The organism is Klebsiella sp. R390 (assembly GCF_051131745.1).
In the GTDB taxonomy this organism is placed as follows: Bacteria; Pseudomonadota; Gammaproteobacteria; order Enterobacterales; family Enterobacteriaceae; genus Klebsiella.
The window spans coordinates 2,671,985-2,684,742 of record NZ_CP180445.1; the positions used below are offsets into that span (position 1 = coordinate 2,671,985).

Genomic DNA, 12,758 nt, shown 5'->3' on the forward strand with positions numbered 1-12,758 from the left:
TCATTGTCTTCCGGCGGGTGGCGCATTGCTAACCCGCCCTACAAGCTTGTATGCCCGGTTTGCGCTAGCGCACCGGGCAAATTATTCAGACAGGTATCAACAGTGCTTAACAAACTTTCTCATCTGCTCGCAGAAGCTGGCATTTCGCTCACCGATCACCAGAAAAATCAGCTGGTAGCTTATGTTGGACTGCTGGATAAATGGAACAAAGCCTACAACCTGACTTCCGTTCGCGATCCGAACGAGATGTTGGTACGCCATATTCTCGATAGCATCGTCGTTGCGCCGCACCTGAAAGGCAGTCGCTTTATTGATGTCGGAACAGGACCGGGTCTGCCTGGGATCCCCCTGGCAATCGTCTGCCCGCAGTCGCACTTCACGCTGTTGGATAGCCTTGGCAAACGCGTACGCTTTCTTCGTCAGGTCCAGCATGAGCTAAAACTGGATAACATCGAGCCGGTACAGAGCCGGGTGGAAGAATTTCCGGCAGAGCCGCCGTTTGATGGCGTCATCAGCCGCGCATTTGCGTCGCTCAATGACATGGTGAGCTGGTGTCATCATCTGCCGACGGAAGAGGGCGCTTTCTATGCGCTTAAAGGCGTTGCTCAGGAAGAGGAAATGGCTAATCTCCCGGAAGGATACGCCGTCAGCGAAGTGGTTAAACTGCAGGTTCCGCAGCTGGAAGGGGAGCGCCATTTGGTGCTTATTAAACCAAAAAAGATTTAAATTTTTATCAAAAAATGTGAAAAAAAAAGTCTGCCGCATGTTACAAAAATGGACACCAGTACGTGCGGATATCGGACCCTGTTTAACCATGTTTTTACTATGGGTTATCCAGTCGTTAACCTTAGAGACTCGTTAACAGAAAATATAGTCAATGTTGAAAATATCAGCGTGCTAAAAATCGAGTCGCTGACAAAGCATACGAATGTTAAATTTTTATTATAAATGTCAATGAGTAGTTTTTATTGTATATAGGGTTGTTTTATAAATTGTCGCTATTTTTTGTCTTTAATATCAAAATGATGAAATCAGACGATTTATGAACAGAATTAATTCGATTAGCCCAAAAATGTTTAATATGTGATCTGTCGCACGCTTTGTTTTCTGTGTTTTCTCAGTATTTGCAGTTTCGTATGATCGCTCACAGATTGGTAAAATGCAGGAAAAGTTGCCAGTCAGAAAATAATTAAACATTTATTCACTATTTTGCTACTTATTGTTTGAAATCACGGGGCGTCACCGTATAATTTGTCCGCTTTTTGATGCTTGACTCTTCGTCTTAAAGGACGTTTTATACGACACGCGACATACCTCAAAGGGAGCAGGAGTAAAAACGTGATGTCTGTGTCGCTCTTGAGTCGAAACGTTGCTCGTAAGCTTCTGTTTATTCAGTTACTGGCAGTAATAGCAAGCGGACTGCTGTTCAGCCTAAAAGACCCCTTCTGGGGCATCTCTGCAGTATGCGGAGGTTTGGCGGTTGTTTTGCCAAACATGTTGTTTATGATTTTTGCCTGGCGTCATCAGGCGCATACACCATCTAAAGGCCGTGTGGCCTGGACCTTCGCCTTCGGTGAAGCATTCAAGGTGTTGCTGACCTTTGCCCTCCTCGCGATGGCGCTGGCCGTTTTTAAAGTGGTTTTCATGCCGCTGATAGTGACGTGGGTTTTGGTGCTGGTGGTACAAATTCTGGCACCAGCTGTAATTAACAACAAAGGGTAAAAGGCATCATGGCTGCAGAAAATATGACGCCGCAGGAATACATAGGTCACCATCTGAACAACCTTCAGCTGGACCTGCGTACTTTCTCGCTGGTGGATCCGCACAACCCCCCGGCCACCTTCTGGACGCTCAACATTGACTCCATGTTCTTCTCAGTGGTGCTCGGTCTGTTGTTCCTTACCATTTTCCGTAGCGTTGCTAAAAAAGCGACCAGCGGTGTTCCTGGTAAGCTCCAGACGGCCGTTGAGATGACCATTGGCTTCGTCCATGGCAGCGTTAAAGATATGTATCATGGCAAGAGCAAGCTGATTGCTCCGCTGGCCCTCACCGTGTTTGTCTGGGTATTCCTGATGAACCTGATGGACCTGCTGCCAATCGACCTGATTCCTTATATCGGTGAGCACATTTTCGGCCTGCCTGCGCTGCGTGTCGTTCCGTCTGCTGACGTGAACATCACCCTGTCGATGGCACTTGGCGTGTTTATCCTGATTCTTTTCTACAGCATCAAAATGAAAGGCGTGGGTGGGTTCGTTAAAGAACTGACACTGCAGCCGTTCAATCACTGGGCGTTCATTCCTGTCAACTTAATCCTTGAAGGGGTAAGCCTGCTGTCCAAACCGGTATCACTTGGTCTGCGACTGTTCGGCAACATGTATGCCGGTGAGCTGATTTTCATTCTGATTGCTGGTCTGTTGCCGTGGTGGTCACAGTGGATTCTGAATGTGCCATGGGCCATTTTCCACATCCTGATTATTACGCTGCAAGCCTTCATCTTCATGGTTCTGACGATTGTCTATCTGTCGATGGCATCTGAAGAGCATTGATTTTTACCAACATACTACGTTTTTACTGAAACAAACTGGAGACTGTCATGGAAAACCTGAATATGGATCTGCTGTACATGGCTGCCGCTGTGATGATGGGTCTGGCGGCGATCGGTGCTGCGATCGGTATCGGCATCCTCGGGGGCAAATTCCTGGAAGGCGCAGCGCGTCAACCGGATCTGATTCCTCTGCTGCGTACTCAGTTCTTTATCGTTATGGGTCTGGTGGATGCTATCCCGATGATCGCTGTAGGTCTGGGTCTGTACGTGATGTTTGCTGTCGCGTAGTAAGTTGTTCGAAAGAAACCTAAGCCACAGAGTTAATTTAAGAGGTATTGTGCTGTGAACATGAACGCAACAATCCTCGGCCAGGCCATCGCGTTTGTTCTTTTCGTATGGTTCTGCATGAAGTACGTATGGCCGCCTTTAATGGCAGCCATCGAAAAACGCCAGAAAGAGATTTCTGAGGGTTTAGCTTCTGCAGAACGCGCTAAGAAAGATTTGGACCTTGCACAGGCCAACGCGACCGACCAGCTGAAAAAAGCGAAGGCGGAAGCCCAGGTCATCATCGAGCAGGCGAACAAGCGTCGCTCTCAGATGCTGGACGAAGCTAAAGCTGAAGCAGAACAGGAACGCACCAAAATCGTCGCACAGGCGCAGGCTGAAATCGATGCCGAACGTAAACGTGCTCGTGAGGAGCTGCGTAAGCAGGTCGCTATCCTGGCTGTTGCTGGCGCCGAGAAGATCATCGAACGTTCCGTGGATGAAGCTGCTAACAGCGACATCGTGGACAAACTTGTCGCTGAACTGTAAGGAGGGAGGGGCTGATGTCTGAATTTGTAACGGTAGCTCGCCCCTACGCCAAAGCAGCTTTTGACTTTGCCGTCGAACACAAAAGTGTTGAACGCTGGCAGGATATGCTGGCGTTTGCCGCTGAAGTGACCAAAAACGAACAAATGGCAGAGCTTCTGTCCGGTGCTCTGGCGCCGGAAACGCTCTCTGAAGCGTTCATTGCGGTCTGCGGTGAGCAACTGGACGAAAATGGCCAGAACCTGATTCGGGTTATGGCTGAAAATGGTCGTCTTAAGGTGCTCCCGGATGTTCTCGAGCAGTTCATTCACCTGCGTGCTGCCAGTGAGGCAACCGCAGAGGTAGATGTTATTTCTGCCTCCCAGCTGAGTGAAGAACAGCTTGCGAAGATCGTCGGCGCGATGGAAAAACGTCTGTCACGCAAAGTTAAGCTGAATTGCAAAATCGATAAGTCTGTTATGGCAGGTGTTATCATCCGTGCGGGTGATATGGTCATTGATGGTAGCGTACGCGGCCGTCTTGATCGCCTGGCAGACGTCTTGCAGTCTTAAGGGGACTGGAGCATGCAACTGAATTCCACCGAAATCAGCGAACTGATCAAGCAGCGCATTGCTCAGTTCAATGTTGTGAGCGAGGCTCACAACGAAGGTACGATTGTTTCCGTCAGTGACGGTGTTATCCGCATCCACGGCCTGGCCGATTGTATGCAGGGTGAAATGATCTCTCTGCCGGGTAACCGTTACGCTATCGCACTGAACCTGGAGCGCGACTCCGTTGGTGCAGTTGTGATGGGTCCGTACGCTGACCTTGCCGAAGGCATGAAAGTCAAATGTACTGGCCGTATTCTTGAAGTTCCGGTAGGCCGTGGTCTGCTGGGGCGCGTGGTGAACACCCTGGGTGCGCCAATCGACGGTAAAGGTCCGGTTGATAACGATGGCTTCTCGCCAATCGAAGTTATCGCTCCGGGCGTTATCGAACGTCAGTCCGTCGACCAGCCGGTACAAACCGGTTATAAATCCGTCGATGCGATGATTCCAATCGGTCGTGGCCAGCGTGAGCTGATCATCGGTGACCGTCAGACCGGTAAAACCGCGATGGCAATCGATGCGATCATCAACCAGCGCGATTCCGGTATCAAATGCGTCTACGTCGCTATCGGCCAGAAAGCATCCACTATTTCTAACGTGGTGCGTAAACTGGAAGAGCACGGTGCGCTGTCCAACACTATCGTTGTTGTTGCGACCGCTTCTGAGTCTGCTGCACTGCAATACCTGGCACCGTATGCTGGTTGCGCAATGGGCGAATACTTCCGTGACCGCGGTGAAGATGCGCTGATCGTATACGATGACCTGTCTAAACAGGCTGTTGCTTATCGTCAGGTTTCCCTGCTGCTCCGTCGTCCGCCAGGACGTGAAGCATTCCCGGGCGACGTTTTCTACCTCCACTCCCGTCTGCTAGAGCGCGCATCCCGCGTTAACGCTGAGTACGTTGAGAAATTCACCAATGGTGAAGTTAAAGGTAAAACCGGCTCCCTGACTGCTCTGCCGATTATCGAAACCCAGGCGGGTGACGTTTCTGCGTTCGTTCCGACCAACGTAATTTCCATTACCGATGGTCAGATCTTCCTGGAAACCAACCTGTTTAACTCTGGTATTCGTCCTGCGGTCAACCCGGGTATCTCCGTATCCCGTGTTGGTGGTGCTGCTCAGACCAAGATCATCAAGAAACTGTCCGGTGGTATCCGTACCGCGCTGGCACAGTATCGTGAACTGGCTGCGTTCTCTCAGTTCGCATCCGATCTGGATGAAGCAACCCGTAAACAGTTGAGCCATGGTCAGAAAGTAACCGAGCTGCTGAAACAGAAACAGTATGCTCCGATGTCTGTAGCACAGCAGGGCCTGGTCCTGTTTGCTGCTGAACGCGGTTACCTCGAAGATGTGGAACTGGCGAAAATCGGTAGTTTCGAAGCCGCTCTGCTGGCTTACGTTGACCGTGACCACGCTCCGCTGATGCAAGAGATTAACCAGACCGGTGGCTATAACGACGAGATCGAAGGCAAGCTGAAAAGCATCCTCGACTCCTTTAAAGCAACCCAGTCCTGGTAAAGTCTGGCGGCTTGCCTTAGGGCAGGCCGCAAGGCATTGAGGAGAAGTTCATGGCCGGCGCAAAAGAGATACGTAGTAAGATCGCAAGCGTCCAGAACACGCAAAAGATCACTAAAGCGATGGAAATGGTCGCCGCTTCCAAAATGCGTAAATCGCAGGAGCGCATGGCGGCCAGCCGTCCTTATGCAGAAACCATGCGCAAAGTGATTGGTCACCTTGCAAACGGTAATCTGGAATATAAGCACCCTTACCTGGAAGAACGCGACGTGAAACGCGTGGGCTACCTGGTGGTGTCAACCGACCGTGGTCTGTGCGGTGGCTTGAACATTAACCTGTTCAAGAAAGTGCTGGCAGATATGAAAGTATGGTCCGATAAAGGCGTTCAGAGCGATATCGCAATGATCGGCTCTAAAGGCGTCTCTTTCTTTAGTTCCGTAGGTGGCAATATTGTCGCCCAGGTGACCGGCATGGGTGATAACCCGTCCCTGTCCGAACTGATCGGTCCGGTAAAAGTGATGTTGCAGGCCTATGATGAAGGCCGTCTGGACAAGCTGTACGTTGTCAGCAACAAATTTATTAATACCATGTCCCAGACTCCGACTATCACTCAGCTGCTGCCGTTACCGGCATCAGATGATGCTGATCTGAAGCGTAAATCCTGGGATTATCTGTATGAACCAGACCCGAAAGCGCTGCTGGATACCCTCCTGCGTCGTTATGTCGAGTCCCAGGTTTATCAGGGCGTGGTAGAAAACCTGGCCAGCGAGCAGGCCGCACGTATGGTGGCGATGAAAGCCGCAACCGATAATGGCGGCAGCCTGATTAAAGAGCTGCAGTTGGTATACAACAAAGCTCGTCAGGCCAGCATTACTCAGGAACTCACCGAAATCGTCGGTGGTGCATCCGCGGTATAACCAGGTTAATTCGTAGAGGATTCAAGATGGCTACTGGAAAAATTGTCCAGGTAATCGGCGCCGTGGTTGACGTCGAATTCCCTCAGGATGCCGTACCGCGCGTGTACGATGCTCTTGAGGTACAAAATGGTAATGAGAGCCTGGTGCTGGAAGTTCAGCAGCAGCTCGGTGGTGGTATCGTACGTGCTATCGCCATGGGTTCTTCCGACGGTCTGCGTCGTGGTCTGGAAGTTAAAGACCTTGAGCACCCGATCGAAGTCCCGGTTGGTAAAGCAACGCTGGGTCGTATCATGAACGTGCTGGGTCAGCCGATCGATATGAAAGGCGACATCGGCGAAGAAGAACGTTGGGCGATTCACCGTGCAGCACCGTCCTATGAAGAGCTCTCCAGCTCTCAGGAACTGCTGGAAACCGGCATCAAAGTTATCGACCTGATGTGTCCGTTCGCGAAGGGCGGTAAAGTCGGTCTGTTCGGTGGTGCGGGTGTTGGTAAAACCGTAAACATGATGGAGCTGATCCGTAACATCGCGATCGAACACTCCGGTTACTCCGTGTTTGCTGGTGTTGGTGAGCGTACTCGTGAGGGTAACGACTTCTACCACGAAATGACCGACTCCAACGTTCTGGATAAAGTATCCCTGGTTTACGGCCAGATGAACGAGCCGCCGGGAAACCGTCTGCGCGTTGCACTGACCGGCCTGACCATGGCTGAGAAATTCCGTGACGAAGGTCGTGACGTTCTGCTGTTCGTCGATAACATCTATCGTTATACCCTGGCCGGTACAGAAGTATCTGCACTGCTGGGTCGTATGCCTTCTGCGGTAGGTTATCAGCCGACGCTGGCGGAAGAGATGGGCGTTCTGCAGGAACGTATCACCTCCACCAAAACCGGTTCTATCACTTCCGTACAGGCTGTATACGTACCTGCGGATGACTTGACTGACCCATCCCCAGCCACCACCTTTGCTCACTTAGATGCAACCGTGGTACTGAGCCGTCAGATCGCGTCTCTGGGTATCTACCCGGCCGTTGACCCGCTGGATTCCACCAGCCGTCAGCTGGATCCGCTGGTTGTTGGTCAGGAACACTACGACACCGCGCGTGGCGTACAGTCCCTGCTGCAGCGTTATCAGGAACTGAAAGACATCATCGCGATCCTGGGTATGGATGAACTGTCTGAAGAAGATAAACTGGTGGTAGCTCGCGCTCGTAAGATTCAGCGCTTCCTGTCCCAGCCGTTCTTCGTGGCAGAAGTATTTACCGGTTCTCCGGGCAAATACGTCTCCCTGAAAGACACGATCCGTGGCTTTAAAGGCATCATGGAAGGCGAATACGATCACCTGCCAGAGCAGGCGTTCTACATGGTCGGTTCTATCGACGAAGCCGTAGAAAAAGCCAAAAAACTTTAACGCCTTAATCGGAGGGTGATATGGCAATGACTTACCACCTGGACGTCGTCAGCGCAGAGAAACAAATGTTCTCTGGTCTGGTCGAAAAAATCCAGGTAACGGGTAGTGAAGGTGAACTGGGTATTTACCCGGGTCACGCACCGCTGCTCACCGCCATTAAGCCTGGTATGATTCGCATCGTTAAACAGCACGGTCATGAAGAGTTTATCTACCTGTCTGGCGGCATTCTTGAAGTGCAGCCTGGTAGCACGACCGTTCTGGCTGATACGGCAATTCGTGGCCAGGATCTCGACGAAGCGCGAGCCCTGGAATCGAAGCGTAAAGCCGAAGAGCATATCAACAGCTCTCACGGCGACGTAGATTACGCTCAGGCGTCTGCGGAACTGGCCAAAGCGATCGCCAAACTGCGCGTTATCGAGTTGACCAAAAAAGCGATGTAACACCGGCTTGAAAGTTAAAAAGCCAGTCTGGTTTCCAGGCTGGCTTTTTTTATGGTTGCGTTTCAGAAAAGATGAAACTAAAAAGCGAGTTCAATATTTTTGTGATGAATGTCTCATTTTTGTTGATCGATTAAAAAATGAGGCGTAGACTTGGTTTTGTGATGTGAATCACAAAAAATAAACCATCAAAAATTAATCGCTATCCAGGAAGTCATCATGAAACTGATCAACAAAATCGTCGCTTTCTTCAGTGCTATGAACGTTACCTTTGGTACTTTCAACAACTGAGAATAAAACTTTCCAGACTGCATTTGCGCTGTCCCGCTAACTAAAACGACAACACATGCGGTGTAAAGCAGAAAAGAAAAAAGGTCGCCTGATGGCGACCTTTGTGTTTTTTGTCTTCCAGAAACGCAACAGACTAGTTACGGCTGAGGAAGTCCCCGGTAGCAAAGCTTCCGTCATCGCGGCGCAGTAACGGATCCGGCAGCGCCAGGGTTTCATAATCGGCGCTCTGAATGGTTTTACCTTCAGCGTCTACGCTTTTACCGTCACGAATGAAGTAGTTGTTCGCGTCGATGTTGCCGACGACGGCATCATCATATTTCCCCGGCTGGCTACGCAGAGACAGGTTGTCGCTGAAGTGTCCCTGAGTTTCGGGCTTACCATAAGGACTCGGGCGGAAAATATAGTTAAAGCGCTGGTTATCCACCGCCACGTTATTGACCACCACCAGCTTGCCGGGGTTGAAATTATCGGTAAACCCGTCCAGATGGTTGCCAATTGCAATGCTGTTGCGCACTTCGTGTGCCACCGGCTGCCCTTCCCCACCGAGCTTGAACCCGTTGCTGGTATTGTTCTGCGCAATTGAATTCTCGATCACCACAACGCCATTGGCGCCGTCTTCAATCTTGTTGAACAGGTCGAAGCCATCGTCGATATTGTCGTGCGCGTAGCACCCTTCCAGTCGGTTCCCTTCCCCGACCCGCATTTTAACCGCAAAGCCATCGGCGTTAATCTTACCTGGATCGGCATTATCGAAGGACTCTGAGTTTACGACCCGGTTATAGCTGGCCCACAGTGGGCGACCGATCTTATCCGGAGAGGAAATCTGGATCCCGGTATCATCGTTTTTGTAGGCGGTGACGTTTTCGATCAGATTATGGCTCCCCTGAATGCGCAGGCTTTTATCGGTGACCGAGATCCCGTTGATATCCCAGTAACTTGCATCCAGTAACAGACCGTGAATAACGGCTTTACCGTCGGCCTGCAGCGTTTTACGGCTATCTTTCAGTCCACTGGCCTGCAGCGGAATGACCGTTTGCGGGTAGTCTCCGGCGGCTAACACGACCTTACCTCCCGGCGGCAGCAGTTCCACTGCGCTGGAGAGATCGAGCGGAGAGTCTGCCGTCCCTTTAGCATCAGCCTGCCCCTGAGGTGCGGCGTACAGCGTGTTGCCTGAAACTCGCGAGCTATGTTCAACCGTCACACGTTGCGTTACAGGCTTTTGGCCGCTGGTGGGGGTAAAATCAATCTCAAAGGTACTCTTGTCTTTGAGCGTCGCAGGTTGGGTCAGCATCTGGCCCGCTTTGACCTTTTTGTTTTGCCCGATGGTGACTTCATCCTGGCGGATGGTAAAGTCACCATCGTAATTTGCCCGGACCTGCAGCACATAATCGGCACGTTGGCTGGTCGTTCCTGACGCGATTTGCATGACCACCGGCCAGGCTTTGGCAACATACGGTTTAGAGACTACCGTCCGGGCGGGAGAAGTCACCAGGGAGGCGTTACTGATGGTTATCTTCGCGTTACGTGATGCAAAAAAGCCGACATAGTAGTTGTCTTTATCCTGCCGGGTGACCAGATCGGCATGCGGCACGTTTTGGCTGACCCAGGCATCGCTGCCGACCGGCGCCCAGGATGTGATAAACCCCTCGTTGGTTCGTTCCAGCCGGAGCTGGAATTCAGGCATCTGCTTCACATCAATATTTTCTTTATAACTCTGTTTATTGATAGAAGACCCTGCGTTTCCCCAGGGCTGGGTAATCCCGTCACGAGTGATAGCCTGCAGCTTCACGCGCTCGTGGTCCTTTTTATCCTGCGTCATGATGGCGTTCATGACCATATTGGACGCTGCCGGAAACTCTTCATAACCAACCATTAAAGGCTGTTGGCGCGGATTGCCGATGACATCACGCACCAGCAGACCGGCCCCTTCCTGTGCCGCTGGCAGGGCGCCGTTTTCCGGGCCAAACTGATCGACCTTCACCGTTGCCTGCAGGACAAAGTTCTCGCGTGACGGTAGCTCGGTATAAAAGAAGGTCAGGCCATCGTGCGAGTTGGCTATTTTCCCGCCGCGGCTTTCAATGGTGACGGGCGAGCTGAGATCGGCAACATCTTGCGGGGTCAGCTTTTTTCCCGCGATGGTCACATCGTTGACGCCGATTTTATCTGTCAGCACGTTAGAAGAAAAATTGACGTCGGTCGATTGACCAAACGCGATGCCTCGCCAGAGATGTTGCTCGTCAGCCTGCAGCGGCAATGCGATAATTGTGCTGCAAAGGGCTAATGCCAAAGGTATTTTGTTATTCATTTTTTTCTCCAGGGTAAATATTGACCAGCATTATCATGATAATGAAATGGTGTTTCTATTTGCCTCGTCACAATAAGTGAATATTGAAATATCGTTTTATTTTTTAACGTGAGCTTTATTTAGTCATCAAAAAAACAAGAAAAGCAGTGGGATAGCAGACTTTTATCTCCTTTATCATGCTTTTTCGGAGATAAACTCATTTGCAGTGGTGAAAAATAGCACCATAAAATGGTGTATATCGTTGAGCCAGGGTGTTTTCTCCTCGTCTCGTTTCATGATGAAAAATATGTAGATATTTCAACGTGAAAGGCTTTTACTTTTCGTTCTAACAGCTGTCAGGATGCGTATGTCAAACAGTGCGATGAGCGTGGTTATCCTTGCCGCAGGCAAAGGGACCCGCATGTATTCCGATCTTCCGAAGGTGCTGCACTCCCTGGCCGGGAAGCCAATGGTGCAACATGTTATTGATGCGACTAAAGATTTAGGCGCGACAGCCGTACATCTGGTGTACGGGCACGGCGGTGATCTGCTGCGTCAGACGTTGCATGAAGACAATCTGAACTGGGTTTTGCAGGCCGAACAGCTCGGTACCGGCCATGCGATGCAGCAGGCGGCACCGTTCTTCCGTGATGATGAAGACATCATGATGCTGTATGGCGACGTGCCGCTGATCTCTGTCGATACGCTCCAGCGTCTGCGTGCGGCCAAACCGCAGGGCGGCATTGGCCTGCTGACGGTCAGGCTGGACGATCCCAGCGGCTACGGGCGCATTACGCGCGAAAATGGCCAGGTTACCGGTATTGTTGAGCACAAAGATGCCAGCGATGAACAGCGTCAAATTCAGGAAATCAACACCGGGATTTTGATCGCCGGCGGGGCGGATTTAAAACGCTGGCTGGCGAAGCTGACCAATAACAACGTGCAGGGTGAATACTACATCACCGACATTATCGCTATGGCGTATCAGGAAGGCCGGGAGATCGTTGCCGTGCATCCGCAGCGTTTGAGCGAAGTGGAAGGGGTGAACAACCGCCTGCAGCTCTCCCGTCTGGAACGCGTCTATCAGTCTGAACAAGCGGAAAAATTGTTGTTAGCGGGCGTGATGCTGCGCGATCCGGCACGTTTTGATCTGCGCGGCACGCTCACACACGGGCGCGATGTTGAGATTGATACTAACGTTATTCTGGAAGGTAACGTTGTTCTCGGCGAACGCGTGAAGATCGGCACCGGCTGCATCATTAAAAACAGCCGCATTGATGATGACTGCGAGATCAGCCCCTACTCGGTGGTGGAAGACGCTCATCTACACGCTTCCTGCACCATCGGACCATTCGCGCGTCTGCGTCCAGGTGCTGAACTGCTGGAAGGTGCGCATGTCGGCAACTTTGTCGAAATGAAAAAAGCGCGTCTGGGTAAAGGGTCGAAAGCCGGGCATCTGACCTATCTCGGGGATGCAGAAATCGGCGATAACGTGAATATTGGTGCCGGCACCATTACCTGTAACTACGATGGCGCGAATAAATTTAAAACCATCATCGGCGACGATGTGTTTGTCGGTTCCGACACGCAGTTGGTGGCGCCAGTGACCGTCGGTAATGGTGTGACTATCGCCGCTGGTACCACGGTGACGCGTGACATTGCCGATAACGAACTGGTGTTAAGCCGCGTGCCGCAGGTCCATAAGCAGGGCTGGCAGCGTCCGGTGAAGAAGAAGTAATTTTTGGATTGTCGCCGGGCGTGAAAATCGTCCGGCGAATCAGGATGAGAGGAACAACATAGTTCCCCGTCCGCAGGCAGTACCATAAAAATAACCCCACTCTCTACAAGGCTCGGGGCGCCCGAAAAGGGCATGACTCAAAGAATGTCGTGTTGTGACAAGGCGGCAAGCGTGAGAGTCCATGGGAGCTTACTTGAGTAAGTGACGATGGCGAGCACGTGCAGC

12 protein-coding genes are annotated in these 12,758 nt (G+C 51.3%); 11 read left to right on the plus strand and 1 reads right to left on the minus strand.

Annotated elements, in window-relative coordinates; genetic code table 11:
• Nucleotides 1-102 precede the first annotated feature (102 nt).
• The 10 genes from rsmG to ACMYSP_RS12440 all read left to right on the plus strand — a co-directional run bounded on the left by rsmG (nt 103) and on the right by ACMYSP_RS12440 (nt 8,223).
• The gene (gene rsmG / locus ACMYSP_RS12395) at nt 103-726 is read left to right on the plus strand and encodes a 16S rRNA (guanine(527)-N(7))-methyltransferase RsmG (protein WP_434582372.1); all 624 of its coding nucleotides are present in this window, start codon (nt 103-105) and stop codon (nt 724-726) included.
• A gap of 615 nt (nt 727-1,341) precedes the next feature.
• Nucleotides 1,342-1,722: a F0F1 ATP synthase subunit I gene (gene atpI / locus ACMYSP_RS12400; protein WP_174509652.1), complete on the plus strand. Its 381-nt coding sequence runs from the start codon at nt 1,342-1,344 to the stop codon at nt 1,720-1,722.
• Nucleotides 1,723-1,730: 8 nt separating this feature from the next.
• A complete protein-coding gene (gene atpB, locus ACMYSP_RS12405) occupies nt 1,731-2,546 on the plus strand; it encodes a F0F1 ATP synthase subunit A (protein ID WP_123756967.1) in 816 nt (271 codons plus the stop codon).
• 47 nt (nt 2,547-2,593) lie between these two features.
• Nucleotides 2,594-2,833 carry a F0F1 ATP synthase subunit C gene (gene atpE, locus ACMYSP_RS12410; protein WP_000429386.1) on the plus strand — a complete coding sequence of 80 codons (240 nt, stop codon included), beginning with the start codon at nt 2,594-2,596 and terminating at the stop codon, nt 2,831-2,833.
• A 54-nt stretch (nt 2,834-2,887) separates the two neighbouring features.
• Nucleotides 2,888-3,358: a F0F1 ATP synthase subunit B gene (gene atpF / locus ACMYSP_RS12415; RefSeq protein ID WP_434582378.1), complete on the plus strand. Its 471-nt coding sequence runs from the start codon at nt 2,888-2,890 to the stop codon at nt 3,356-3,358.
• A 14-nt stretch (nt 3,359-3,372) separates the two neighbouring features.
• Nucleotides 3,373-3,906 (plus strand): F0F1 ATP synthase subunit delta, encoded by a 534-nt coding sequence (gene atpH, locus ACMYSP_RS12420; RefSeq protein WP_123756968.1) that lies wholly within the window; start codon nt 3,373-3,375, stop codon nt 3,904-3,906.
• Between the two features lie 12 nt (nt 3,907-3,918).
• On the plus strand, nt 3,919-5,460 hold the full coding sequence (atpA, locus tag ACMYSP_RS12425; protein WP_123756969.1) for a F0F1 ATP synthase subunit alpha: 1,542 nt from the start codon (nt 3,919-3,921) through the stop codon (nt 5,458-5,460).
• A gap of 50 nt (nt 5,461-5,510) precedes the next feature.
• A complete protein-coding gene (atpG, locus tag ACMYSP_RS12430; protein ID WP_123756970.1) occupies nt 5,511-6,374 on the plus strand; it encodes a F0F1 ATP synthase subunit gamma in 864 nt (287 codons plus the stop codon).
• Nucleotides 6,375-6,400: 26 nt separating this feature from the next.
• Complete coding sequence (gene atpD / locus ACMYSP_RS12435) at nt 6,401-7,783, plus strand: F0F1 ATP synthase subunit beta (RefSeq protein WP_004869217.1); 1,383 nt, start codon at nt 6,401-6,403, stop codon at nt 7,781-7,783.
• Between the two features lie 20 nt (nt 7,784-7,803).
• Nucleotides 7,804-8,223: a F0F1 ATP synthase subunit epsilon gene (locus tag ACMYSP_RS12440; protein ID WP_123756971.1), complete on the plus strand. Its 420-nt coding sequence runs from the start codon at nt 7,804-7,806 to the stop codon at nt 8,221-8,223.
• Nucleotides 8,224-8,644: 421 nt separating this feature from the next.
• Here ACMYSP_RS12440 and ACMYSP_RS12445 read toward each other — a convergent pair whose 3' ends face one another.
• Nucleotides 8,645-10,816 carry a right-handed parallel beta-helix repeat-containing protein gene (locus ACMYSP_RS12445; RefSeq protein ID WP_434582379.1) on the minus strand — a complete coding sequence of 724 codons (2,172 nt, stop codon included), beginning with the start codon at nt 10,814-10,816 and terminating at the stop codon, nt 8,645-8,647.
• A gap of 346 nt (nt 10,817-11,162) precedes the next feature.
• Between ACMYSP_RS12445 and glmU the strand changes: the two genes are divergently transcribed.
• Nucleotides 11,163-12,533 carry a bifunctional UDP-N-acetylglucosamine diphosphorylase/glucosamine-1-phosphate N-acetyltransferase GlmU gene (gene glmU / locus ACMYSP_RS12450; RefSeq protein WP_434582380.1) on the plus strand — a complete coding sequence of 457 codons (1,371 nt, stop codon included), beginning with the start codon at nt 11,163-11,165 and terminating at the stop codon, nt 12,531-12,533.
• Nucleotides 12,534-12,758: the final 225 nt, after the last annotated feature.

Coding starts and splice junctions, on each gene's coding strand:
- atpI (WP_174509652.1), top strand. CDS start 1,342: ATGTCTGTGTCGCTCTTGAGTCGAAACGTTGCTCGTAAGCTTCTGTTT.
- atpB (WP_123756967.1), top strand. CDS start 1,731: ATGGCTGCAGAAAATATGACGCCGCAGGAATACATAGGTCACCATCTG.
- atpE (WP_000429386.1), top strand. CDS start 2,594: ATGGAAAACCTGAATATGGATCTGCTGTACATGGCTGCCGCTGTGATG.
- atpH (WP_123756968.1), top strand. CDS start 3,373: ATGTCTGAATTTGTAACGGTAGCTCGCCCCTACGCCAAAGCAGCTTTT.
- atpA (WP_123756969.1), top strand. CDS start 3,919: ATGCAACTGAATTCCACCGAAATCAGCGAACTGATCAAGCAGCGCATT.
- atpG (WP_123756970.1), top strand. CDS start 5,511: ATGGCCGGCGCAAAAGAGATACGTAGTAAGATCGCAAGCGTCCAGAAC.
- atpD (WP_004869217.1), top strand. CDS start 6,401: ATGGCTACTGGAAAAATTGTCCAGGTAATCGGCGCCGTGGTTGACGTC.
- ACMYSP_RS12440 (WP_123756971.1), top strand. CDS start 7,804: ATGGCAATGACTTACCACCTGGACGTCGTCAGCGCAGAGAAACAAATG.
- ACMYSP_RS12445 (WP_434582379.1), bottom strand. CDS start 10,816: ATGAATAACAAAATACCTTTGGCATTAGCCCTTTGCAGCACAATTATC.
- glmU (WP_434582380.1), top strand. CDS start 11,163: ATGTCAAACAGTGCGATGAGCGTGGTTATCCTTGCCGCAGGCAAAGGG.